Here is a 26,532-nt window from a genome sequence, read left to right as displayed (position 1 = left end):
ACTCTTCAAAATCAAATGCTACAAGATTCCTCCACGGTTTTTTTTCACCATCATCAATCACATCTTTGGGTGGAATGGGTTTTGGATGATATTTCGGTTTTGGGGCATCAGGCATTTTGATGATTGTTTTTTCTGTGCAGGTTGATTGTTCAAGCGTTGGTGGGATCGCTTTTTCCTCATAGCCCTTTTTGATTTTCGATTTGATCAGTTTGTTGGCTTCTTTTTCCGCATCGTAAGGCGAAGAAAACGTTTTAACTTGTGTTTGTCCTTTTGTCCCTATCTTACCAAATACGATTGTTAGTGATTCGTCTTGTTGGGTGATATACCAAAATTTATTCGACAAGGTATCTTTAAACTCTAAATAATGCTTCATTTCCCATATTCCTTAATTATAATTTTTGTTTAGTTCTTATAGATATATAAATAGTCATTAATACAACTTTTTGAGTGTATAAAATTTTGATTATAAAAACGACCATTATTTTCGAGGTCTCCTGGAAACACTTAGAAGAAATGAGATGAGTTTTTGGATTAATTACACATCATGTCTCTTTCTAGTATTTTAGGGGTGTGTAAGCCTTTCTGAATAGTGATTATAAAAATGATAGTTGAATTAATTTTATCTATTAATTTTCAATATATGAACATTCGAAACTGGTTTTTTTGATGGAAGTTTCTATAATAACTTTTCGGATGAGTAAAGTTATAAAAAATTACTTTGCACTTTCTACAAGCAATATTGCACCAAAATTTAAATAATGATATTTATTACCGCTTTTCATGGATACAATTAAACTGTTTTGTAGGCTTTCATTGAGTGTTTGGAATGTTTTTTAGCTAATAAATGCTGTTAATTCCTTCAATGTGGTTAATAATTTATATCAATACTCATTGTTAACCATTTTCATAGTTATTGGCGATAACTATGGTATGGTAATTGCAATTATTTGTTAACAAGCAAAGCAACTATAGAAGGAACAGGCATATGGAAAATCAAAATAGCCATAGTGCAGCCGCTTTTGTAAAAAATCGTCGGGCTTCTTTAATCAGTGCTATTTTTTTAATGGCAACCTCGGCTATAGGCCCTGGTTTTATCACGCAAACCGCCACTTTTACCGTAACATTAGGTAGTGCTTTTGGATTCGGAATTTTGGCATCAATTATTATTGATTTTGTTGTGCAACAAAATATTTGGCGAGTCGTATCGTTAACTAAAATGTACTCTTCAGATATTGCTAACGCGACAATTCCCGGTAGTGGTTACCTATTGGCTGTGTTGGTGATATTTGGTGGCTTGGTTTTTAATATTGGTAACATCGCTGGAGCAGGTCTTGGCTTAAATGCACTGGTTGGTCTTGATCCTAAATGGGGTGGGGCAATAAGTGCTTTATTGGCTGTTTATATCTTTTCATCAAGTAAGGCCAGTCATTTTATTGATCGATTAATGATAGGTTTAGGATTATTAATGATTGGCTTAACATTATTTGTGCTCTTTGCAGCGCATCCGCCAATCGGGCAAGCTTTAACGCAAACAGTCTTTCCTAGTAATATTGATTTTGCATCGATTACAACCATTGTAGGTGGTACTGTCGGGGGTTATATTTCTTATGCCGGCGCACATCGTTTGTTGGATAAAAATATGGGTGGTGTGCATAATATTAAGCCAGTATCGACGGCGGCAACCCGAGGTATAATTGTTGTTGGCATTATGCGTTACATTTTGTTTTTAGCAATTTTAGGCGTTGTGGCAAGTGGGGTGACAATCGATATTTCAAGTTACGCTGCCAATCCTGCATCGCAGGCTTTTCAAGCTGCTTTAGGTGAGCTTGGTTTGCGTATTTTTGGTTTAATACTATGGGCTGCGGCATTAACCAGTATTATTGGAGCAGCTTATACTTCAATGACATTTATCACACCGTTTAAACGTAACATTACGAAAAAACAACGTCAAATGGCTACCATTGTATTTATTATCAGCTCTTTGGCTGTTTATTTAATAATGGGCACTGCACCTGTTGCACTATTGGTTTTTGCCGGTGGTTTTAATGGTTTAGTCTTACCACTAGGCTTAACAATATTTATTTATATTGGTTGGAAACGATCCGATCTTATGTCTGGCTATCATTATCCTAGATGGTTATTATGGTCTGGTTTAATTGTTTGTATTATGACTTGGTATATGGGCGCAATGTCAGTTGTAACTATCTTTAATTATTTAAAATAAAGGATCAGCATGCCAGTTAATAAATTGATAGATTTAAATAGTGATCTTGGTGAGAGTTTTGGTCAATGGAAAATGGGTAATGATGAAGCGATACTCAAAATTGTCAGTAGTGCCAATGTAGCATGTGGTTTTCATGCAGGATCCCCGGAAGGAATTTTGAAGACGCTTAAAGCTGCTAAAGCCAATAATGTTAAGATCGGTGCACATGTCGCTTATCCTGATTTAGTCGGGTTTGGTCGGCGTAATATGGATATCGCATCAGACGAATTAACCGCTGATGTGATTTATCAAATTGGTGCGCTTAAAGGATTAGCAACTTCAATTGGTGCCAGCGTTGACTATGTAAAACCCCATGGGGCATTGTATAATACTATGGCGCATGATAAGCGTCAGGCAATGGCTGTCATTGATGCTATTTGTTCACTTGATGCTAATCTTGTTCTGGTGGCTCTGGCTGGATCTCCACTTATTAATTGGGCAAAGGAAAAAGGTTTAAATGTTGTAGCAGAAGCGTTTGCTGATCGTGCATATCATGCTAATGGAACTTTAGTTTCTCGCCATGAAGAAAATGCAGTATTGCATAACCCTCAATTAGTAGCCGAACGTATGTTACAATTGGTGAATGAAGGCAGTCTGATGTCAATTGAGGGAAAATTTGTTTCGATTGATGCCAGTTCGATTTGTGTTCATGGCGATAGTCCTGCTGCGTTAGCGATAGCGCAAAGTGTTCGTGATAAATTTCAACAAAATGGTATAACTGTTTCTTCGTTTGTTTAGATTATTTATGGTTAGATTCCTTAAGGTATCTCAACTGCGACCTTATATATTTTGGCTTTTAATTATTGATGGATTTTCAGTTTTAGGCACTAGGAGTGTATGATGCGTTTTTTACCGGTTAATTTAGATGCACTAATGGTAGAACTAAATAGCCTTGAACAAACAATGGCGTTAACTGATCTATTGCATAATATGTTCAAACAATGGCATATCGAAGAAATTGTGCCAGCAGCGAGAACGATATTGATTCGTTTCAATCCTGTTCTTACAAATGCCTCTACAATTGCCAAACATGTTGCAAAACTTGATATTTCAGCGGGAGTCATGCCTTCAGGTGAGTTAATTACTATACCTGTACAGTATCAAGGCGAGGATTTAGCGGACGTTGCTAATTATTTAGGTATCACGATTAGTGACGTTATTGAGCGACACACTGAGCATGAATATCAAGTCGCTTTTTGTGGCTTTGCGCCTGGTTTTGCTTATATGGTATCAAAAGGTGCTAATCTTAATGTGCCACGTCGCCAATCGCCACGTATCCGCATTCCAGCTGGTTCGGTAGCCTTAGCGGGAGAATTTAGCAGTATTTATCCAAAGACTAGTCCTGGTGGGTGGCAATTAATTGGAATTACTCATGTTGCGGTATGGGATCTACATCGAAAAGAACCTGCATTACTAAAGCCCGGTAGTCGAGTTAATTTTATTGATGCCAGTAAATCTGGGAAAATATACTCATTACCGATATCTAAAAAAGTCGAAGAAACCGATCATCTACAACACGATATTAAAATTCTACAGACTGGCTTACAAACATTATGGCAAGATGATGGTCGAATTGGTCAAGCAGCATTAGGCATTTCCGAGTCCGGAGCTATGGATAAAAGTGCGCTACATTGCGTGAATCGAGTAGTCGGTAATTCAATCAACACTCCGGCTTTAGAAATCACTCAAGGTGGATTTAAGGCACAGATAAACAGCGCCATGCTAGTTGCTGTAACTGGTGCTACATGTGACATTACTATTACTACCGCTAAGCAAGAAAAATATCACACAAGAATGTATGAGCCGATTCAATTAGAAAAAGGGGATATTATTGAGCTAGGAAATTGTCAATGTGGGGTCCGTAGTTATTTTGCTGTACGTGGTGGATTTGAAATAGCCCCTGTTCTAACCAGTTGTTCATATGACACGTTGGCACAAGTGGGACCTTCACCACTGAAAAATAATCAATATTTAGCACTTAGACACAAAAAACGATTAAATGCTGTATCATTAACTCAATTACCTTTAGTTAATTATCCTAGTTCAGATGATGTGGTTGAATTAGATATTGTATTAGGCCCTCGTACTGACTGGTTTACTCAACAGGCGATAACAAAGCTTTGTTCACAGCTATGGCATGTTACGCCGGCATCTAATCGTATTGGGCTACGATTATTAGGTGAAGAGCCATTGAGTCGTAAAATCCAGCAAGAATTACCAAGCGAAGGGACTTGTATTGGCGCAATTCAGATTCCAGCTAATGGCCAGCCAGTTCTATTTTTGAATGATCATCCATTGACAGGAGGTTATCCCGTCATTGGTGCAGTTTGTAATTATCATTTAGACTTAGCAGGTCAAATTCCTGTTAATGCTAAAATAAAATTTAATCCTATTGGAATGTTTAAAGAATTTATTGGGAGTTGTTCTGATCATGTCTGATTACAAAAAAATCACACATAAAGTGTTAATTGCTAATCGTGGTGAAATCGCGACTCGTATTATTCGTGCGTGTCGAGATTTGGGCTTTAAGTCGATTGCTATTTATGCTGATAATGATATAGATTCATTACATGTCCAAATGGCAGATGAAGCTTATGGTTTATCCGGGACTTTACCCAGTGAAAGTTATTTAAACATTGACAAAATAATTACTATCGCTAAAAAATCCGGTGCAACTATGGTGCATCCCGGATATGGTTTTTTATCCGAACGAGCCGAATTTGCCAAAGCGGTACAAGCAGCTGGATTAATATGGATTGGGCCAAATCCTGAAACAATTGAAATGCTCGGTGATAAAGTTCAGGCAAGGCAAATAGCCCTATCTGTTGGTGCTCCGTTAGTTTCTGGCACCAAGCAACCAGTTAAAGATGTAAAAGAAGTATTAGCGTTTGCTCAAGAGTTTGGATTACCTATTGCGATCAAAGCTGCTTTTGGCGGTGGTGGTCGCGGGTTAAAAGTTGCATGGCAAATTGAAGAAGTTGAAGAGCTTTATCACTCAGCGGTACGTGAAGCGACAGCTGCATTTGGCCGAGGAGAGTGTTTTTTAGAACAATTTCTATATCACCCTCGACATATCGAAGCTCAGATACTTGCTGATACATTGGGTAATGTTGTTGTCGTTGGTACACGAGATTGTTCATTGCAAAGACGTAATCAAAAACTTATTGAAGAGTCTCCTGCACCTTTTATTACTGAACAACTTGAGCAACAAATTATTAAAGCTTCGAAAGACATTTGTGTCAAAGCTAATTATGTCGGAGCGGGTACTGTCGAATTTTTATTAAGCCAGTCAGGTAAATTATCATTTTTAGAAGTAAATACGCGCTTACAAGTTGAACACCCTGTAACTGAAGAAACGACAGGTGTTGATCTCGTTGTTGAGCAACTACGCATCGCACAAGGTTTACCGCTGAGTATAAATCAAACACCGAAGCCCCGGTCACACGCAATTGAATTCCGAATAAATGCTGAAGATGCGGGTAACGGTTTTTTACCTACTTCAGGTATGATAAGCCTATTTGAACCGCCATCTGGTCCTGGAGTACGTTTAGATAGTGGTGTTAAAACAGGTTCAACGATTCCTGCTACTTTCGACTCTTTAATGGCTAAACTTATTATTACTGGGAATGATCGTAAGCAAGCAATTGCGCGAGCACGTCGAGCTTTGACTGAGTTTAACATAGAGGGAGTGGCTTCAGTGTTGCCTTTTCATCAGGCGGTCATTGAACATCCAGATTTTTGCCAACAATTTAATGTACACACTCGTTGGATTGAAACTGAGTTTAATAATGAAATTCAACCGGCTAAAAGACAAATCCCGCAAAATGAAGAAAGTATAACGCATACCTTTATAGAAATTGATGGCAAACGCTGTAAACTGGGGTTACCATCAAAATTGCTAACAGGCTTATCATTTCAAACTAATGCAACTATTGCCAGTTCTGAGCATTTAGATGTAAAGTATAACAATATTATTGTGGTATCACCTGTTTCAGGAAACTTATTTAAATGGGTCGTTGAGGATGGGCAAATTGTTAATGAAGGCGAAGTTATTGCTATAATGGAAGCAATGAAAATGGAAGTAACCGTTATTGCTCATCGTTCAGGAACTTTAAAACAAGCAATCAAAGAAGGTGAGTATATTAACGCTGACTGTAAGATTGCTCAGATTGATTAATTTTTATTAATAGTTTGTTTAGCGACGACAATAATAATTATAATAATTTCTTGTTTTAATTATCGGCATGAGAGTTCATTTCATGCCAATTTTTCTCCCTTTTATTCTTAATAAAAAGTCACTAATTGTCTGTTTTAACCTTGGTATAGTGAAACATACAGGTTAGCTTATTTCAGCTCAACGATAAGTTAAATTAATCTTTATTTAATATTCTAGTTTAATTAAATATAGGATCTTTCACGTTTATTAAAACGAAATTTACACAATCATATGTAAATTTTTATAATTCTATTGCGGTTTTTATCGGTATATGGTACAAATATTAACCGATAGTTCATCTTTTAAAATGTTTAGTTCCCCCGTTATTTGCTGGACTGTCATTAGCTTTTCTTTTTTCCATCTTTAATGTTTATAAATGATTTTGAGCTTTGTTTATCAATAAAGTAATGATTGTTTTATCTATATACGTGTTATCCAAGTGACTTAAAAAATAAATCCAGTATTTATTTTGAAATTAAAGGGATCACATTATTCAAAAAATTCAATTAATTCAGTTTTTCATGTTTTTAAATTAAAAATTGGATCATAACCAATATAAGATTCAGTGAGAGGGAATATGAATAAAATAAATAAGTTAATTTGGAGCGCACGTTGTCAATGTGCTGTTGACAATTCAGGGAAGGCAAAATCTAAAAGCAAAGCTTTTTTACTTAATTTCATTACTACAACAAGCATTACATTAGCGATGACCAACCCAAGTTTTGCTCAATGTATAACTAATGATCCAAATAATCAGGCATGTACAGGTGATGTAAATAATACCAACGGCAATGGATATGAAAATACAGTCCCTTCTAATGTCACAAATTTTACTTTTATTCAATCTAATGGCTCTATTACAGGTAGTCAAAATGGAGTCGAGATTATTCACCAAGGCAATGGTATTTTGACTATCAATACGCTGGGGAAAATATTTGGTAACGGAGGGGATGGGATTAATGCCCAAAATAGTAGTAATTCACAAGATATCAAAATAACTCAATTAGTTAATGGTGAATCGAGAGGAAGTAAATCCGGTATAGCGGCAACTAATAACGGTAGAGGTTCAACAATCATTAATACTTCAGGTACAGTTGTGGGTAATCAAGATAATGGTATATCTGTACTCAATGGCAATCAAGCATCTGATGTGACGGTTAATCAGTCAAATGGTAATATTGAAGGTCATAATCGTGGGATAAGTGTTGAAAATCACAGCCAAGGCATATCCGAAATTATTGTTTCGGGTAAAGTAAATGGTTTAAGTAATGAAGGTATATTTGTAAAAAATAACACAGGCAGTAAAAATATTACAATCAATCAATATGACGATAGTAATGTAAGTGGTCAAAGTTATGGTTTAGCAACGTATAATAATGGTAATCAACAAACCGATATCACTATTGCCGGTAATGTTGAAGGACGTAATATGGATGCTATTTATTCAGAGTCGGCTAGTACAGCCTCAGATGTTTTTCTAACACAAATGGTTGATTCTGTAATTAAAGGTCATAATAACGGTATAAATATTATGAATAATGGCCTGGGAGCTAGCGATATAACAATTTCTGGTTCGGTAACAGGCGAGCAAATAGATGGTATTGTAGCGAAAAATCAGGCTAATACTACAACGGCTATGTCTTTAAAACAATTGAGTGGTAGTATTTTCGGTCATGTAAACGGACTTAATTTATTGAATAATGGTAATGGCGATATTGGCATTTTAACGAAAAATAGTATCCAAGGCGAGCAGCAAGACGGTATTATTGCTCAAAATGCGGCAAATTCCGGTAATATAAGATTAAATCAAACATCAGGCTCGATCAAAGGTCATAATAATGGCATAAATATCCTTAATAATGGAACAAAATCAACTTTTATCTCAACTTCAGGAACTGTTGAGGGAGAGCAAAACGACGGAATTAAAGTTATCAACAGTAGTCAAACCTTGAATGGTGTATCTATTATTCAGTCGAATGGTAAAATTCATGGTAACCTAAATGGTATAAATCTAGTCAATAATGGTCAAGGTAGTATCACTTCACTTGAGATTTCTAAGGAAGTTATTGGCGCTTCAAACGATGGTATCGTGGCAGTAAACGCTGACAAAACAGGGGATTTAAATTTTATTCAACCTTCCGGTAATATTACTGGTAGATTAAGAGGTGTTAACCTTCATAATAGTGGGACAGGTAATACTAATATTAACTTATTTGGTAATATCACTGGTCAAGTAAATGAAGGTTTAATAGTCCAAAATGGCATTGAAGCTAATAAATTAATCTTTATACAAGCGTCTGGTATTGTCACCGGTATGTTAAATGGTGTTTCACTTATAAATGGAGGCACTGGCTCAACCCAGATATCAACATCGGGTGTCATTGAAAGTATTCAGCAACATGGTATGTCTGTTGTAAATGCAGCCAACAGTCTTAATCTATCTTATGAGCAACAGTCTGGTACGATTTCTGGTTATTATAATGGACTAAATTTTACTAACAAGGGCATTTCTACTACTTCTCTGTCTCTGGCCGGTAATATTATAGGTAAAAATGCTGATGCGATTGTTGTGGAGAATGATATAACTACGGGTCAATTACATCTGGAGACCTTAAGTAATAGTTATATAAAAGGTCATAGCAAAGGTATTAATCTGATTAATAAAGGATCGGCTCAAACCGTAGTTGCCATTGCGAATAGAGTTGAAGGCGAGCAAGATGATGCAATTTATGTTTCAAATCAGAATAATACAACTGACTTGCTAGTTTCTCAAACAGGAACTGAGTTAATCAAAGGAAAAAAAAATGGTATAGAACTTGAAAACTCAGGATTAGGTCAAACTAAATTTATTGCACATAGCGGAGTCGTCATCGGTCAAGATGAGTCAGGTATCGTTATAACTCACAGTAACTTGAGTCATGATATCGAGGTTGATCAAAAAGCTGGTGTAATTTATGGTAAAAACAATGGCATTAAGATTAATAACAATGGGTTAGGTTCAACAAATATTAATATTAATGGTAATGTATATGCAAATGGGACAGATGCTGCCAATAATCTCGATGCGGGTATCTATACAACAGGTAAATCGGATACAACAACCAATATTAACCTTAACAATGGCGCTAATGTTTATTCAGTTCTTGGGACAGCGATAAAAAATGAAGTTACCAATTCTATAATTAATCTTAATAATGGTTCTAGAGTTAGCGGTAAAATTTTGCTAGGAACGGGTAATGATACGCTTAATATCAATGAAGGCTCAGATATCTCAGAATTAACCAAGATTGATGGTGGGCATCAATATATTCGAGCTGGTTCATCAAATGAAATAGATATACTTAACTTTAGCACTCATCTGACAGGATCTTCTGATTCAGCAGGTAGCCGTGGCGATATAGCGATTCTTGATTGGGAAAATATTAATGTTGGTACAAACGGCAGATTATCATTAACTGGTAATTTAAATACTGATAAACTTACACTAAGTTCGAACTCTATTTTAGATTTTGTCCCAACGTTACATCAAGCTACAGTAAGTGGCGATGTTTATAATAGTGGTACTATCGCGCTGAATAATAACTATACTGGCGATAATCTTACTATAACAGGTAATTATATTGGTAATAATGGACAGCTTTTGCTTGATACAGTGGTACAAGATAGTAATAGCTTAACCGATAAGCTAATAATTGGTGGAAATGCTTCAGGAAACACATTAGTTAAAATAACCAATATTGGTGGATTAGGTGCAGATACAGGCACAACTAATGGTATTGAAATTGTCAATGTAAATGGAGTGAGTTCGAACGATGCTTTTAATTTAGATGGGACACATTTAGATGTCGGCGCTTATGAATACTATTTACATAAAGGTGATATTAATCAAGAAAATAACAATTGGTATTTACGTTCTTACAAACCAACCAATCCAACCAATCCAACCAATCCAACTAATCCAGTAAATCCAGTAAATCCAGTAAATCCAGTTAACCCGGTAAATCCAGTTGACCCGGTGAATCCAGTTAACCCAGTAAACCCAGATAAACCAAACCCACCAGTAAATCCAGATAAACCAGAACCACCGGTTAATCCGGATAAACCAGAACCACCGATTAACCCGGTTTCACCGAGCAAGGTTGCTTATCGTAAGGAAGTGCCAATGTTTGCAGCTGTTGCTGCACAATTACGCCAAGCTGATTTGATTATGCAAGCGAACATGCATCAACGTATAGGTAATACCTTATTAGGGGATTCTCGTATTAGTTGGGGGCGAATTATCACTGAGAGAACTGATATAAAACAAAACGGCATAGCAAATTCGCATAGTAAAGGCAATTACGCCGGTTTACAAGTTGGTAGTGATATTTGGAAAGATGAAAATAGTTATTGGCGAGCTGGGGGATATTTCGGATTTTTACATGGTAGTTTAGATATAAATGGTTTTGCTAGTACTATTAACGGTCATGCAGGCAAGAATAAATTAAATTCCTATTTCTTAGGTGCGTATGGTAACTACATGGATGATGACGGAACATATTTAGATTTGGTCTTACAAGGCGGTCGTCATAAAGTTGACATCAAACCAAATAGCAACAAGAACAGCTCTGAAAAAGGTTACGGTATAAGTGTTTCTGCTGAAGCAGGTAAACCATTTGATTTGAATTATTATGATTGGCGAATTGAACCTCAATTACAAATTATTCATCAATGGCTAGATATTAATAATAGTCATATCAGTGGTAACACTACCGTTAAACAAAGTCATAACAATTCTTGGCTTTTTCGAGTGGGTGCGCGACTTGAAAATCATTTTCAGACAGAATCTGGAACGTTGCGTCCTTATGCTCGTATAAATTTATACTATTCACCCGATGGGGCTGATCGTGTAACGTTTGAAAGTCCAAGTGTTGCTACTAAGTTTAATAGTGGTGCCGGTTACACCAGTACAGAACTTGCTATAGGTGGAAGTTATGAGTTTAATCGTGATGTCAGTGCCTATACGGAAATTGGTCATATTTGGTCTAATAGTGGTGATGCAAATGTGAAAGCGCCAATTAATGGTTCAATAGGTATTAGAGCTAACTGGTAACATAACTAGCAAGCTAAGTTTTTAATCTAACTGACCGATACTTTATATAATTAAGGTATCGGTTTTTTTATTGATCCATATTTAAGGTAATTAATCTTAATAATTAACCAAAGTTATATATAAAAAAAGATTATGATAAATTTTTTTTCTACAAGTTTATATCTTATTTGTGTTAAGGTTTGAGCTTCATGTTAGAAAAATAGGGAAATACCATGACTCACTCAACCAATCCTTTGATACGTTTTTACTTTAAAGTAGGGTTGATTCCTCAAATCTTATTGGGCCTGATTTTAGGTATAACACTGGCTTTTTTTTCCAAAGATACTGCCTTAAACATGTCGTTACTCGGTGGGCTTTTCATTAATGCGTTACAATCAGTTGCGCCAATATTGGTATTGACTTTAGTTATCGCTTCAATATCAAACCATCAACATGGCAAAAAAGCGAATATGGGGATACTTTTATCACTCTATTTAGCCGGAATGATATTTGCTGCGCTATTAGCTACTTTAGCAAGCTTTTTATTTCCGTCTCAAATCACATTAGGTAATGACATTGAGCAAATTAAATTAAAGCCTCCTAGTGGCATCAAAGATGTTTTAATAACTTTGTTAGATAAAATGATAGATAATCCGGTTAATGCGCTTGCTAATGCAAATTATATTGGTTTAATCATTTGGGGCGTCGGTATTGGATTTGCATTAAGACATGCAAGTGAATCAACAAAAATCATGATGAATGATCTCTCATATGCCATTTCATTTATTGTCAGAATTATTATTCGTTTTGCACCTTTAGGTGTGTTTGGATTAATCTCTTCCACATTGGCAAAAGATGGTTTTGGTGAGTTATATAAATATGCGCATTTATTAATTGTGCTTTTATCATGTATGTTTATTGTTGCGTTGGTGATTAATCCACTTTTAGCATTCTTAGTCATGCGTAAAAACCCTTACCCATTGGTCTTTACATCATTAAAAGAAAGTGCAATACCTGCATTTTTTACCCGTAGCTCTGCGGCAAATATTCCGGTTAATATTGAAATTTGTAAACGTTTAAAAGTGGATGAAGATACCTATTCAGTAGCCGTGCCTTTGGGAGCTGCAATCAATATGTCAGGCGCTGCAATAACCATTACAGTTTTGACTTTAGCAACTGTTAATTCAATGCCTTACATTCATGTTGATACTTATTCAGCGGTATTGCTGTGTATTGTTGCTGCAATTTGTGCTTGTGGCGCATCTGGTGTAGCGGGTGGGTCATTATTGTTGATTCCGGTCGCTTGTAGTATGTTCGGTATACCAAACGATATATCTCTCAAAGTTATCACTATCGGTTTTGCAATTGGTGTTATTCAAGACTCGGTTGAAACCGCACTGAATTCTTCAAGCGATGTAGTTTTTATTGGTGCAGTATCAGAAGCATCAAAAAATAAAAAAGTCGCCGAAAAATAGTATCACAATTAATAAGATTGAATGATTTTGAAATGCATTTTTAGTATCATTCAATCTTTAATTTAAGAGTTTATCAACATTATCATTGTAATAACTTTACTCAAAATTCTTCTTCAATTTATGGTAATAAATAAACTCATTGCTTTTGCGAAAGTGACTATTTATTATTGAGCGCAAGATTATTATTGATAGTGGATCTTATTTGTCATGTCATTTCAATCAACCACAAAAAAAGAAAATGGAACAAAAGCGGCATTGATTCGAAGCGGTGTCGAGATGATGACAACTTACGGTTATGTTTCATCAAATATTGAAAGTATCTTAAAACAAGTCGGTGTTCCCAAAGGATCTTTCTATTATTACTTCAAAAGTAAAGAAGAATTTGGACGGACGATAATAGCCAGTTATGATAGCTTTTTTGTTCATAAATTAGATAAACATTTAACAAATATGTCAATTAACTCCCCATTAGCAAGAATTCATGCCTTTTATGAAGATGCTAAAAAGGGAATGGAAAAATATGATTTTAATCGAGGCTGTTTGATTGGTGAACTGATTCAAGAAGAATCATTACTTCCCGGTGGTTATGCTTTGCTGTTGGAGCAAATCTTACAAAGCTGGCAAACTAAGATTGAAAATTGTTTATTACTTGCCCAGCAATCAGGAGAAATTAATACTCATACTGATTGTAAAGCACTGGCCGCTTTTTTTTGGATTGGTTGGGAAGGGGCAGTAACGCGTAGTAAATTGGTCAAAAACTCAACACCACTCGATCTTTTTATAGAGCTTTTTCTAAATAAAATAATTTCTTAATACATCTTTTGAATGTTATGTTTATTTCTATCGCTATGTGAAATAAATTGTTTTTGCTGTATTGTCTTTTACTAGACGATCGGTCTATAATTCCTAGACCGATCGTCTATGAGGAAAATCATCAGGTTAGTTCAATATTTAACTTGATGAATTAAGCAAATGAACCAACTTTACATTTAGATATGTAATAAGGAGTAAGCATGTCATTTAAAGCTATTTTGTTAGATAAAAATGATACTACCGGTTTTTCGGCCTCTATAAAAACAATTGATAAACAACTGCTTGTTACTCAACAAGGCGATACCTTGATTAAGGTGCTATATTCAAGTATTAACTATAAAGATGCTTTGGCGTTAACCAATAAAAGTCCTGTTGTTAGGCAATGGCCTATGGTGCCGGGTATTGATGGTGTCGGTACAGTTATTGAATCTAGCAATGATCGTTATCATGCTGGTGATGCTGTTATTTTAAATGGTTGGGGATGTGGTGAAACCCATTGGGGGTGTCTGGCGCAATATGCTTACTTAAAATCAGATTGGTTAATTCCATTACCCCAAAATATCACACCCTATCAATCGATGATTATTGGCACCGCCGGATATACTGCTGCATTATGTGTAAAACGTATTGTTGATTTTGGGATAAAACCGCAAAGCGGAACGGTACTTGTGACAGGGGCGAGTGGCGGAGTTGGCTCAGTTGCGGTAGCTTTATTAAGCAAATTGGGTTATCAAGTTACTGCATCAACAGGTAAATTAACTGACAAAGAATATTTACACAAACTTGGTGCCAGCAATATTATTGATAGTAAACAGTTGAAAGAGGCGGGTAAACCTCTACAAAAAGAACAGTGGTCAGCTGTTGTCGATGTGGTTGGTTCTCATACCTTAGCTAATGTATGTGCCCAAACTCAATATGGTGGTATTGTAGCCTGTTGTGGGCTAGCACAAGGAATGGATTTCCCGGCAACTGTCGCACCTTTTATTTTGCGCGGGATAACATTGGCAGGTATCGACAGCGTAATGGCAAGTTATGATAATCGTATTGCCGCATGGAACTTATTAGCTCAGTATTTAGATGATAAAATTTTGGCTCATATAGGCAATACTATTCGTTTAGACGAGTGTGTTGATACTGCGCAGAACATGATAGCAGGACAAACCAAAGGTCGTTTTGTAGTAGATGTGAACAAATAAAATAACTTTATATTGAACTTCATACAGATTTTTGCTGTGTTATTGACCGCAATTTATTTTTTATTTAGATTTGTTGGCATTCAATGATTAGCAAAATCGTCACCCATGCAAAACAGGGTAGCTAAATTATTTACTGTCAAGTATTTAGCTACTTTGCATGTGTTGGACATTTTCAACTATTCAATTGGATAGTTTTGTTAATTACACTAATGGTTAGCTATTTGGATCTTATTTTTAGCCAAAATATCGCAATGGTGAGCTAGTTGATAAATGAAAAAGATAGGGTGATTAATCAAAGCAAATTAAAACTTGTATTCTTCCCAAAAAGAGACTAAATTTTAAACGTATTTTGATTTTGTAGCAGCTTTAACTTTTACCGTTTTTAAATTTTCATTCATGTATGACTAATTTATAGAGGAAATGTTATATGCCTTATCAAACACGAGATGATTTACCCGAATCTGTACGCCATGTTTTACCCGAACATGCTCAAGATATTTTTAAAGAAGCTTTTAACAATGCCATAAAAGAGTACCAAGATCCCAAGAAAAGACGAGATAAAAGTTCGCCAGAGCAAATCGCATTTAGAGTGGCGTGGTCAGCTGTAGAAAAGGTTTACCGCAAAAATGAAAATGGTCAATGGGAACGCAAGTAAAAACTCAATACTATAAATGCTATCAAGTCCACAACTAAGTTATTATAGATATGGGTTTATTAACAATATGAATAGTCAATAAAAACTAGCTATTAAGCTGGTTTTTTATATGGAGAATTATTATGTTTATATTCACCCTCACTTATATTAAACCCATTAATGAAGTTGAAAAATTTTTACAGCAGCATATCGATTACCTTGAAGAGAATTATCGATTGGGACATTTTATTGCTTCAGGCCGAAAAGTGCCACGTACTGGTGGTGTGATACTTTGTCGTGCTGAGAATAAAGAACAAGCGTTAACTATAATGCAAAAAGATCCGTTTTATATTCAGCAAATTGCCCAGTACGATATTATCGAATTTGTACCGTCCAAATATGCCACTGGTTTTGAACAATTTATTTAGTTAATAATTACGGTAAGCGCAATTTAATTTTTTTAAGCATCACGCTTTTACATCTATTTTCTTTGCTTATATTTTCCTGATCAATACGGAAAAAGTTGGTTAGTAATTCAAATTTTTTCCTTTTATACTGAATTTAATCTCTCATTTAATACAGGTATTTGATCATGAATAATAAAGGTTTACCAAAGGATTTTTTATGGGGTGGTGCGGTTGCTGCACATCAATTAGAAGGCGCATGGCAAGCCGGAGGAAAAGGTATCAGCGTTGCTGATGTCATGACTGTTGGTTCCCCAAAAAGTTATCGAAAAATTACCGAAGGGATAATAGAAGGTGAGTATTATCCCAATCATGAAGCTATCGATTTTTATCATCATTATAAAGAAGATATTAAGCTATTTGCTGAAATGGGTTTTAAATGTTTTAGAACTTCGATTGCATGGACTCGAATTTTTCCTAAAGGTGATGAACTGGCACCCAATGAAGAAGGCCTAAAATTTTATGATGATTTATTTGATGAATGTTTAAAATACAATATTGAACCAGTTGTTACCCTCTCACATTTTGAATTACCTTACTATTTAGTTACGGAGTATGGTGGTTTTCGTAATCGTAAATTAATTGATTTCTTTGTGCGCTTTGCAGAGGTCTGCTTTGATCGTTACAAAAATAAAGTCAAATATTGGATGACGTTTAATGAAATCAATAATCAAGCCAATTTTGATGAAGACTTTGCCCCGTTTACTAACTCTGGTATCTACTATAAAGCTGGCGATGATCGTGAACAAATAATGTATCAAGCAGCACATTATGAATTGGTCGCTAGTGCAAAAGCTGTCCAAATTGGTCATGCTATCAATCCTGATTTTCAAATTGGTTGTATGATTGCCGTTGTTCCAATCTATCCGGAAACCTGTAAACCAGGTGATATCTTAATGGCTCAAAAAGTCATGGAACGTAAGTATTTCTTTACTGATGTTCATGTTCATGGTCAATATCCTAATCATATTATCAAATACTGGCAACGCAAAGGCTTTAAATTAGACGTGACAAGCCAAGATCTCGAAGTATTAGAAAACGGTACAGTCGATTACATTGGTTTTAGTTATTACATGTCTAATGCGATTAGAAAAAAATCAGATAACTATGAATATAACGAAAAAACCGATTTAATTGGTAATCAATACGTTAAAAAATCTGATTGGGGTTGGCAGATCGATCCGGAAGGTTTGCGCTACACATTAAACTGGCTAACTGATATGTATCACTTGCCACTTTTCATCGTGGAAAATGGTTTTGGTGCTTATGATAAAGTCGAAGCCGACGGTAGTGTCCATGATACGTATCGAATTGAATATTTACGTGAACACATTAAACAAATGAAATTAGCGGTGGAAGAAGACGGCGTGGATCTAATGGGCTATACCCCATGGGGATGCATCGATTTAGTATCAGCCGGAACGGGCGAAATGGAAAAACGTTACGGATTTATCTATGTTGATAAAGATAATAAAGGTAATGGAACGTTAAAACGTAGCCGTAAAGATTCATTTGCATGGTACAAGAAAGTCATTGAATCAAACGGCGAAATCTTATAATGGATCACTCTTTTAGGAGAAACTATGAAAAAAGCGTTAATTATTTGTGCCGCAGGCATGTCTTCCTCATTAATGGCTAAAAAAGTAACAGAATATTTTGCCAGTCAAGGCAAAGAAATCGTATTGGACGCAGTATCTGCCACGGAAGGTGGAAATATGATTAAAGACAGTGATTTTTCGCTCTTTTTAATTAGCCCCCAAACGATGATGATGCTCGATAAATTTAAAAAAATGGGAGATGAAGCAGGTAAGCCGGTGGTAAGCATTCCTTTCCAAGCTTATATACCAATTCAATCAGGTATTGAGCAACTGGCTAAATTAACAGAGGAAAATCTTAAATAATTCTTTGTCACTATCCTATCAGTTTAATGATAGGATTTGGGCACTGTCTTGATGATGTTTAATAGCAGTGCCTGATTATCTTACTGGATGTGAGAACTTATCTTAACGATAAGAGTAATTGCAATATTATTGATAATATCGTTTTAGTGACTATAGGTATGGATGATAATGATCAAAAATAAACAACGTGATCTTATAAGTTTATTAGTTAGTTCTAAAAACCTTTTTAAGAGCAGTGCTACATTGGCAAGTGAATTATCATTATCCGATCGAACTGTACGTACTTATCTCAATGATCTTAAATCACTCATTGAAAAAAATGGTGGATTGATAATCAGTAAGCAAGGTTATGGTTACCAGCTGCAAATTAAAGATAGAACTGCATTTAATCAATTTTTAATTGAACACCATTTGTTAGATCGCAGTGAGGAACAATCAAATTACCGTGAATTGAGTCAAAGAAGACACTATATTCTTAATCTGCTTTTATTAGAATGCCAAAAAATTGATATCGAGACTTTATCCGAACAATTATTTATTAGTTCATCGCAGTTAAATAAAGATATCCAAGAAATTAAAAATCAACTCCAATCTTTTGAGCTTACCATAAAAAAGAGTAAATCTTTGCTTTCTGTTGAAGGCGACGAAAAAGCAAAAAGACACTTTATTATGAGCTATTTTTTTCATGAAGAGTCGATTAACTTTTTGCAACGCTTAACGTATTTCAATAAGTTTGGTGATGCAATTTGCTTTGATACCTTAACCATTATCATCTTAGATGAATGTCGTGAAGCGAATATCAAATTATCTGATGTTATGATGCAAAACATCGTACTTCATCTGTCACTGAGTATTAAACGTTTACAATCAGGACTTTCAATACAAAATCTTGATCTGCCAGATAAAGCTAAAGAGAGCTTAGAATATCAAGTTGCTAAAAAAATTATTGATAGGGTTGAAACGGTTATCGGTTTTCAATTTCCAAAAGAAGAGCAGATGTATTTGACTTTACATTTAATGAGTAAGTCAAATTTAATTCAGCAAGATTTAGATTCAGAACTCTATTTATCGCTTAGCAATTTACTTATTAAGATTCAACAAGAGACCGGTTATCTGTTTTATAAAGATGAACAGTTAAAAAAAGGGCTAATTCAACATTTAAAGCCAATGTTAGTCCGATTAGAGCAGAAAATTAAGTTAGAAAATCCATTGCTAAATGAAATTAAAGCCAGTTCGCCGGAGCTTTTTGAACTGGTAAAACACTACCTTAGCCAATTGAGTAATTTAGCTCGCTATACCATTCATGATGATGAATGGGGGTATTTAACACTGCACTTTTTAGCTTCCATTGAAAAACTCAAAAATGAACAAAAAGCAAAAGTATTGATTATTTGCGCTACCGGTTTAGGCAGTGCGCAATTACTCAAAAATCGGATTGAGAACGAGTTTGATGAACGTATTAAAATTGTTGCTACCCGCGGTTACTATGAAATAGAGCCAGAAATGCTTGATGAAATTGATTTTATTATTTCATCGGTAGATCTCTCATCAAAAGTTTTTAAAGTTCCGGTATTTCACGTTTCAGTCTTTTTAACCGAACAAGATGTACAACAAATTCGCCGCTATCTTGCATCACGCAGAGTGCAAATATCGGCACGTAAAGATCTAATTGCAACATCTAATCCAACCAGCACACCGGAACATTTAGTACATATAGAACAAATTGTCGATGATTTATTGGCAGATTACTTTATATGTTGTCATCAAGCTAAAAATAAAGAGCAGATACTTAATCGATTACTTGATCGGTTGGCGGTAAATGAAGCATGTGGCTACAGGCAAGAAATGATAAAGCAAATTGAAAATCGTATGACATTAGGTGATATATTTTTTAGTCCAACTATTGTCGTTCCGCATCCGGCAATTGCTGTAGGCCGGTTATCTAAAATTGGCATCGCCGTCTTACCAAATGGTCTAAGTTGGGATGAACATCATCCTAATATTCATTTCATATTTATGATTTCGCCTTCAATTTATCAAAATACCAATCTAGCTATGATGACTAAAGCCATCGTTAACTTGATTGATGATCAACAAATGCAAGAAAAATTATTAAAGACACAAAATTTTGACCAATTTAAACAACTTTTTATTCAACTCATTGAAAAAGGGGCATAGTTATGAACGAGGAAATGAGCACCGAGGAAATTCAACTTATCGCATTTAATATTATTTTGCACAGTGGTAATGCCAAAACAAAGATCCATGAAGCGTTTAAGGCGATGAGAAAAGCTGATTTCACAACCGCAAACCAATTACTTGAGCAAGCTAATGAGGAAATTTTGGAGGCACATAAATCGCAGACAGGATTGCTGCAAAATTATGCCAATGGCATGCAGATCAATATGGAAATTATTATGGTTCATGCTCAAGATCATTTAATGACAACAATGACAATGCGAGAAATCGCTATTGAGATGGCTAATCTATACCAGCAAAACCACGAGCTTGCTGAAAAACTAGCGAGGTGAACGCAATGACGTCGAAACAATTGAAAATGCAACAAAAAGTTAGTTTAACCAACCTTTACTATAATCGGTTTTTAGCTATTCGTTATAGTACTGCCTTTTTCTTATTTCTTAATCTGTATTGGTCTGTTTTTCTACTTGGTTCATTCTCAATTGCAGGTATTTTGCCGGTGGCGTTGTTTTTGCTGGGTGCTTTAACAGCTTTTGAACAAGTTAAGCTGTACCGTAATCATGATAATCGTCTTCCCTATGCAAACGTCTTTTTCTCTGCGGTTTTTATTGCCAGTGTTTTTTTGATGATTGTGGTTAATACCTCATTATTTCATTTCTTTTTTCCATTTTTCAAAAATACTCAGCAGGTTTTAAACACAATTATGTTAGTTCTATCGGCTTTCTTATTAATTAGCTTTTTGATTATCAGAAAGATTAAAAAAATTCAGCGTAATGAGGATCGACTTTATCAGAAAATTCAGGCTTACCAACAGGTTATTAATTAAATGAGGATAACAAAATGAATACAGGATTTGTAATATTGCAGAAATTTTTAATGGCGCCAATGGCAAAAATTTCGCAATTTAAAATTGTAAGAGCTGTCATGGCGGCAGGTATGGCTTCAGTTCCTTTTTCAATCGTCGGATCAATGTTTCTCGTATTCAATACATTACCATTAACATTTACCGGGTTAGAAGGCTTTTTTGAAAATACCTTTTTTAGAGTTAGTGACCTGTACATGATTGCGAATACTGCGACAATTGGTATTTTGGCGCTGTATTTTAATTTTGTTGTCGGTTATGAACTGACCAAAATTGAAGCTGAAGAGACTGGGCTAAAAGTCAATGCGCTTAATGGCGCTATGCTATCTGTTTTTGCTTTTTTTATGACAATACCCGAATTAGTCATGCAAAATGGCATTATTTCGCTACTCACAGATGAACCTAATTTAGTTTACAATGGTCTTCGCTTACAACCTTTTGTTTTTCGTTTAGGCACTTCTGGCATATTTATTGCGATTGTCATGGCGATTTTAGCGACTCATCTCTACTTTTTATGTGTTCGACGCAATTGGGTGGTTAAAATGCCTGAAACTGTGCCACTAGGCGTTTCGCGATCGTTTACCGCACTAATACCAACTTTTGTTATCGCTTTTACGGTAATCATTCTCAATGGTATTTTAATCTTTTTAGGTACGGATATTTTTAATATTGTTGGTGTTCCATTTACTTTTGTTACTAATTTAACCAAAAGCTGGTTGGGTGTAATGGTAATACTGTTTTTGATTCACGCTTTATGGGTTGTTGGGATCCATGGTGCAAGTATTATTGGTGCGTTTATTACCCCAATTATGTTAACCAATATGGATGAAAACGTATTAGGGGCACATATTCCGTTTGCCGGTGAGTTTAATAATTCACTGGTTATTTTAGGGGGATCGGGATCAACATTATTAATGACGTTCTTTATTGCCTTTTTTGCCAAATCCAGTCAACTAAAAATACTCGGCCGTGCTTCAGCTGTACCGGCAATCTTTAACATCAATGAGCCTATCATTTTTGGTATGCCAATTGTTTATAATCCTTATTTAGCAATCCCTTTCTTTTTAGCGCCTATGGCATGTGGTACTTTAGGTTATTTTGCCATTAATTCGGGGCTGATTAACCCAATTATCGCATTAGTTCCTTGGCCATCACCAATGGGACTTGGTGCCTTCATCGGAACTGGTGGGGATATTAAAGCGGCTTTTGTTGCAATTCTTTCGGCTATTTTAGCGCTATTAATTTATTTACCTTTTGTTAAGTTATATGACAACAAACTTTATAAAGATGAACAGGGTAAACCGATAGTAGAAGAACAAACCGCTTAACAATATCATTTACAATAGGAGTGTAGATCTTTGATTTAAAAGATTTACACTCTTTTTTATAATCATTGAATTTGCATCAAATATAGCAATTTTCATCTGATTGTTTATTATTTATCCACCCCCGCATTTCTATGCTATATTGATATTTCCTTCACGCTTTACATAATTTTTTTGCTCAAGTATTTAATTAATTTTCATATCGTGAAGGCGACGAGCAATTTAAGGAGGTGTAACATGTTTTATCTTAAATCATTAAAACATTGTTGGTTTTTATTGTTTTTAATCATAAGCCAGCATGTTAGTGCGACTTTACAAAAACCACCGTTATTTGAAGCTGGCGCAGTTGCCTCTCCCGATTATTACGGCGCTATAGCGGCTCAAGAGATGTTAGCTAAAGGTGGAAATGCGGTGGATGCAGCTGTTGCGACTGCATTTGCACTCGCCGTCACCTATCCTGAAGCTGGTAATATTGGTGGTGGAGGATTTATGACACTGTGGATGGACGGCAAACCTTATTTTATTGATTACCGGGAAGTAGCACCTGGCAAAGCGACTAAGGATATGTATCTTGATGCAGATAAAAATGTGATCCCTAATTTAAGCTTATATTCTCATCAAGCTTCCGGTGTTCCCGGCACTGTTGCCGGGATGTGGGCTGTACACCAACGTTTTGGTAAATTGGATTGGAAAGCGGTTATGGCACCGGCGATACGTTTTGCTCAAGAGGGTTTCACGGTAGACAAACAATTGGTCAAGCGCTATCAAGAAGCCGAAGCTTTGGCGCCTGCTAATGGTTATTTCAAACAGTACTTTGGAACGATGCGAACTGGTGAAACTTTTAAGCAGCCTGAACTAGCGAAAGTATTAGCTCGTATTGCAGATAAAGGAAGCGACGGTTTTTATAAAGGTGAAACAGCTCAATTAATTGCCAAACAGATGACAAAAAATGCCGGCTTAATTACCGAAGATGATTTAGCCAATTATCAAGCTAAATGGCGAACTCCGTTAATTGCAAATTGGCAAAATATGCAAATCATTACCGCACCACCGCCGAGCTCTGGAGGCGTGGGTTTAATTCAATTGCTGTTAATGAAGCAAGATTTAGCAAATGAATTTAAAGGTATAACGGTTAATTCTGCTCCATATATACATCTACTTGCTGAGATTGAAAAACGTGTATTTGCTGATCGGGCAGAATATATGGGCGATCCTGACTTTGTGACAGTGCCGGTTGAACGCTTAATGGATGCCAATTATCTCTCGCAACGAGCGAAACAAATTAATGCCAAAGCGATTACAGCAACAGACCAAGTTAGACCAGGGTTAGATAATGAGAATGAAAAGCTACAAACTACTCATTTTTCAATTGTTGATAAATGGGGAAATGCTGTTTCAAACACTTATACGCTAAATGGCTGGTTTGGATCGGCTGTGGTCATAGAAGGTACAGGGATTGTAATGAATAACGAAATGGATGATTTTAGTAGTAAGCAAGGCGTTGCGAATCAGTTTGGTGTTGTTGGAAAGGATGCGAATGCAATCGAGCCGAATAAGCGTCCATTATCATCGATGTCACCAAGCATTTTTACTCAAAATAATCAGGTTGTAATGGTCATTGGTACGCCCGGTGGTTCAAGAATATTTACTTCAATATTTCAAGTGGTTACTAATGTTTTTGATAATCACATGCCATTAAAAGAGGCTGTAGATGCACCACGTTATCATCATCAATTGCTGCCAAGCAATGTCATTTTTATCGAACCTTTTCAAAGTAAAGTTCCTCAGCCAATAAAGAGTAAACTTGAACAAATGGGATATCAATTTGAACAACAAGATTTTAATGGTGATATTCAAGTAATAAAAATTACTGATAATAAACCTCAAGCTGTGTCAGATGTACGGGGTAGAGGTAAAGCAATGATAGTAAAATAGATAATTAACTTATATCGCATTTTACACGCTAAATCCTATCTGATTGAAAAGGTTAAATGATAAGTATAAAAAAACCCGCCATATTGACGGGTTTTTAAAATTATTAATTGATAATTATTCTGGGATAATATCAACAATAAGTTTAGCAAAAGCTTCGCTGTGTACTTGGAAGAACACTTCGTGCTCACCAGTGGTACGCAATACACCATTTGGTAGGCGAACTTCGCTTTTTGATACTTGAACGCCACGAGCTTTAACTGCATCAGCGATATCACGAGTACCAATTGAACCAAATAATCTGCCTTCGTCACCTGCTTTAGAAGCAATAGTCACTTTAGCTAGAGCATTGATTTCAGCTACACGTTGTTCAGCTGCTTTTAATGTTTCAGCAAGTTTTGCTTCTAATTCAGCACGACGAGCTTCAAAGAATTCGATATTCTTTTTAGTTGCCGGTACTGCTTTACCTTGTGGAATTAAGAAGTTACGTGCGTAACCCGCTTTAACATTAACTTGATCACCTAAGCTGCCTAAATTAGCAACTTTATCGAGTAGAATAATTTGCATTATATGTTCCCTCTGTTGCTAATTACTGATGGTTGTCAGTGTATGGTAATAATGCCAAGTAACGAGCGCGTTTGATAGCGCGAGCTAATTGACGTTGATATTTTGCGCTAGTACCAGTGATACGGCTTGGTACAATTTTACCACTTTCTGTGATATAGCTTTTTAATAAAGAAACATCTTTATAATCAATTTCTTTAACGCCTTCTGCTGTAAAACGGCAGAATTTGCGACGACGGAAATAACGTGCCATTTGGCTATTCTCCTAATAGTTTAATTTGGTCAGCATGTAAAACAAGTTGGCTTGTTTTATTACGTTTAGTATGAGTGCTTATAAAACCACTAACTAAAACTTTGCTGCCTTTTTTTATGTAACTTAACTCTTGTTGTCCACTGGCAATGACGGGCATTATGCACCATGCTTGCCTTGTGAGTTCTGCTTCAATTTGCTCAGAAACGTGTTCTAAATAAAATTGGCAATGTGAAATCCCACTTGGACTCATTTTTCTTATCGGGGTTTTGGTAACAACGCCCGATAACACCAAACGATTATTCTTCCGAATCATCGTCCATGTTTACTTCACTAAAATCATCTTCAGCGTTACGACGCTCATCTTTAGCTTTTAACATTGGTGAAGTTTCAGTTACAGCATGTTTAGTACGCATAATTAAACTGCGAATGACTGCATCATTAAAACGGAAGTTATCTTCAAGTTCATTAACAGCTTCTTGAGTTGCTTCAACATTCATTAACACATAGTGTGCTTTGTGCAGTTTTTCGATAGGATAGGCTAATTGACGACGACCCCAATCTTCTAAACGATGGATTTTTCCACCATCAGTGGTTAATGTACCAGTATAACGTTCAATCATACCCGGTACTTGTTCACTTTGATCTGGGTGAACCATAAATACAATTTCGTAATGACGCATTATCGCTCCCTACGGATTAATCAGCTTTCTGTCGGGGCAACCGCAACCCATTGAAAGCAAGGAACATGAAAATTAGGCGGTTGAAATCGACGGGGCATTATATATCAACTTATTCTGATTGACAAATGAATATGAAAAGTTTAATTAGATAACGTAAATAATCGATTTTTATACTGAAACGTATACATTTTCTGAAACTTCTTGTCAAAAAATCATTCGCTAAATGTAAAATGTAACGATATCTATACATTATTGTTGTTAAAATATGGTATGCTTGCTCAATAATAATTGTCAGTTTGTAAATATTAGCCTTATAAAAAAGAAAGGAGAACTTTAATGACACAGGAAACTATATTTAGTAAGATCATTCGACGAGAAATCCCTGCTGATATCGTTTTTCAAGATGATAAAGTAACGGCATTTCGTGATATCTCTCCTCAAGCTCCCACACATATATTAATTATTCCTAATAAACTTATTCCAACCATTAACCATATAAAAGAAGAAGATGAAGCAACCCTAGGGCATATGATGCTTGTCGCTGCTAAAATTGCCAAACAAGAAGGCATTGACGAAACGGGCTATCGTTTAATCATGAATTGTAATAAAGATGCGGGGCAAGAAGTTTTCCATATTCATATGCATTTGTTAGGCGGAAAAAATTTAGGTCGATTAATAGGTTAA

The 26,532-nt window shown here is 35.7% G+C and carries 23 protein-coding genes; 18 read left to right on the top strand and 5 right to left on the bottom strand.

Going from position 1 to position 26,532, the window contains the following annotated elements; translation table 11 throughout:
- Nucleotides 1-373 (bottom strand): WGR domain-containing protein (locus J3U42_RS05845; RefSeq protein WP_267335930.1); only part of this gene is annotated, 373 nt, incomplete at its 3' end.
- Between the two features lie 612 nt (nt 374-985).
- Between J3U42_RS05845 and J3U42_RS05840 the strand changes: the two genes are divergently transcribed.
- The 17 genes from J3U42_RS05840 to ggt all read left to right on the top strand — a co-directional run bounded on the left by J3U42_RS05840 (nt 986) and on the right by ggt (nt 24,354).
- Nucleotides 986-2,224, top strand: coding sequence for an NRAMP family divalent metal transporter (locus J3U42_RS05840; RefSeq protein WP_220219196.1), 1,239 nt, complete (start codon nt 986-988; stop codon nt 2,222-2,224).
- A 9-nt stretch (nt 2,225-2,233) separates the two neighbouring features.
- Entirely contained in the window at nt 2,234-3,001 is a 768-nt protein-coding gene (locus J3U42_RS05835; protein ID WP_267335929.1) for a LamB/YcsF family protein, read from the top strand.
- Between the two features lie 102 nt (nt 3,002-3,103).
- A complete protein-coding gene (locus tag J3U42_RS05830; protein WP_416380445.1) occupies nt 3,104-4,702 on the top strand; it encodes a 5-oxoprolinase/urea amidolyase family protein in 1,599 nt (532 codons plus the stop codon).
- Nucleotides 4,695-6,440, top strand: a complete 1,746-nt coding sequence (locus tag J3U42_RS05825; RefSeq protein ID WP_267328698.1) for an acetyl/propionyl/methylcrotonyl-CoA carboxylase subunit alpha — start codon at nt 4,695-4,697, stop codon at nt 6,438-6,440. The genes J3U42_RS05830 and J3U42_RS05825 overlap by 8 nt, the downstream gene beginning before the upstream one ends.
- Before the next feature lie 616 nt (nt 6,441-7,056).
- Complete coding sequence (locus tag J3U42_RS05820; protein ID WP_267335927.1) at nt 7,057-11,571, top strand: autotransporter outer membrane beta-barrel domain-containing protein; 4,515 nt, start codon at nt 7,057-7,059, stop codon at nt 11,569-11,571.
- Nucleotides 11,572-11,783: 212 nt separating this feature from the next.
- Nucleotides 11,784-13,025, top strand: coding sequence for a serine/threonine transporter SstT (gene sstT, locus J3U42_RS05815; RefSeq protein WP_267328700.1), 1,242 nt, complete (start codon nt 11,784-11,786; stop codon nt 13,023-13,025).
- Nucleotides 13,026-13,232: 207 nt separating this feature from the next.
- Nucleotides 13,233-13,838 carry a TetR/AcrR family transcriptional regulator gene (locus J3U42_RS05810; protein WP_267335926.1) on the top strand — a complete coding sequence of 202 codons (606 nt, stop codon included), beginning with the start codon at nt 13,233-13,235 and terminating at the stop codon, nt 13,836-13,838.
- Between the two features lie 200 nt (nt 13,839-14,038).
- Nucleotides 14,039-15,034: an MDR family oxidoreductase gene (locus J3U42_RS05805; RefSeq protein ID WP_267335925.1), complete on the top strand. Its 996-nt coding sequence runs from the start codon at nt 14,039-14,041 to the stop codon at nt 15,032-15,034.
- Nucleotides 15,035-15,461: 427 nt separating this feature from the next.
- Nucleotides 15,462-15,689 (top strand): ChaB family protein, encoded by a 228-nt coding sequence (locus tag J3U42_RS05800; RefSeq protein ID WP_065563083.1) that lies wholly within the window; start codon nt 15,462-15,464, stop codon nt 15,687-15,689.
- Nucleotides 15,690-15,811: 122 nt separating this feature from the next.
- Nucleotides 15,812-16,096 (top strand): YciI family protein, encoded by a 285-nt coding sequence (locus J3U42_RS05795; RefSeq protein WP_267335924.1) that lies wholly within the window; start codon nt 15,812-15,814, stop codon nt 16,094-16,096.
- 164 nt (nt 16,097-16,260) lie between these two features.
- Complete coding sequence (locus J3U42_RS05790; protein WP_220219205.1) at nt 16,261-17,691, top strand: 6-phospho-beta-glucosidase; 1,431 nt, start codon at nt 16,261-16,263, stop codon at nt 17,689-17,691.
- Nucleotides 17,692-17,715: 24 nt separating this feature from the next.
- Nucleotides 17,716-18,033 carry a PTS cellobiose transporter subunit IIB gene (locus tag J3U42_RS05785; protein WP_220219206.1) on the top strand — a complete coding sequence of 106 codons (318 nt, stop codon included), beginning with the start codon at nt 17,716-17,718 and terminating at the stop codon, nt 18,031-18,033.
- 162 nt (nt 18,034-18,195) lie between these two features.
- Nucleotides 18,196-20,211 carry a BglG family transcription antiterminator gene (locus J3U42_RS05780; RefSeq protein WP_324169857.1) on the top strand — a complete coding sequence of 672 codons (2,016 nt, stop codon included), beginning with the start codon at nt 18,196-18,198 and terminating at the stop codon, nt 20,209-20,211.
- Between the two features lie 2 nt (nt 20,212-20,213).
- Nucleotides 20,214-20,564 carry a PTS cellobiose transporter subunit IIA gene (locus J3U42_RS05775; RefSeq protein WP_267328705.1) on the top strand — a complete coding sequence of 117 codons (351 nt, stop codon included), beginning with the start codon at nt 20,214-20,216 and terminating at the stop codon, nt 20,562-20,564.
- 5 nt (nt 20,565-20,569) lie between these two features.
- Nucleotides 20,570-21,058 (top strand): hypothetical protein, encoded by a 489-nt coding sequence (locus J3U42_RS05770; protein WP_267335922.1) that lies wholly within the window; start codon nt 20,570-20,572, stop codon nt 21,056-21,058.
- Nucleotides 21,059-21,072: 14 nt separating this feature from the next.
- Nucleotides 21,073-22,422, top strand: coding sequence for a PTS cellobiose transporter subunit IIC (gene celB, locus J3U42_RS05765; RefSeq protein ID WP_267328706.1), 1,350 nt, complete (start codon nt 21,073-21,075; stop codon nt 22,420-22,422).
- Between the two features lie 234 nt (nt 22,423-22,656).
- Entirely contained in the window at nt 22,657-24,354 is a 1,698-nt protein-coding gene (gene ggt / locus J3U42_RS05760; protein ID WP_267335921.1) for a gamma-glutamyltransferase, read from the top strand.
- Nucleotides 24,355-24,468: 114 nt separating this feature from the next.
- Here ggt and rplI read toward each other — a convergent pair whose 3' ends face one another.
- Genes rplI through rpsF form a run of 4 tightly spaced genes read right to left on the bottom strand, consistent with a single transcriptional unit; the run spans nt 24,469 to nt 25,848 of the window.
- Nucleotides 24,469-24,918 (bottom strand): 50S ribosomal protein L9, encoded by a 450-nt coding sequence (gene rplI / locus J3U42_RS05755; protein WP_220219211.1) that lies wholly within the window; start codon nt 24,916-24,918, stop codon nt 24,469-24,471.
- Between the two features lie 22 nt (nt 24,919-24,940).
- Nucleotides 24,941-25,168: a 30S ribosomal protein S18 gene (gene rpsR, locus J3U42_RS05750; RefSeq protein ID WP_025314965.1), complete on the bottom strand. Its 228-nt coding sequence runs from the start codon at nt 25,166-25,168 to the stop codon at nt 24,941-24,943.
- A 4-nt stretch (nt 25,169-25,172) separates the two neighbouring features.
- On the bottom strand, nt 25,173-25,478 hold the full coding sequence (gene priB / locus J3U42_RS05745; RefSeq protein WP_366518690.1) for a primosomal replication protein N: 306 nt from the start codon (nt 25,476-25,478) through the stop codon (nt 25,173-25,175).
- A complete protein-coding gene (gene rpsF / locus J3U42_RS05740) occupies nt 25,465-25,848 on the bottom strand; it encodes a 30S ribosomal protein S6 (RefSeq protein WP_220219213.1) in 384 nt (127 codons plus the stop codon). The genes priB and rpsF overlap by 14 nt, the downstream gene beginning before the upstream one ends.
- Nucleotides 25,849-26,184: 336 nt before the next feature.
- On the opposite strand from rpsF, the gene J3U42_RS05735 reads away from it, so the two are divergent.
- Nucleotides 26,185-26,532 carry an HIT domain-containing protein gene (locus J3U42_RS05735; RefSeq protein ID WP_220219214.1) on the top strand — a complete coding sequence of 116 codons (348 nt, stop codon included), beginning with the start codon at nt 26,185-26,187 and terminating at the stop codon, nt 26,530-26,532.

It is taken from the genome of Gilliamella sp. B2923 (assembly GCF_026536565.1).
Taxonomy (GTDB): domain Bacteria; phylum Pseudomonadota; class Gammaproteobacteria; order Enterobacterales; family Orbaceae; genus Gilliamella.
The sequence above is the reverse complement of the archived record's forward strand: the minus strand, read 5'-3'. Positions and strand labels throughout refer to the sequence as shown.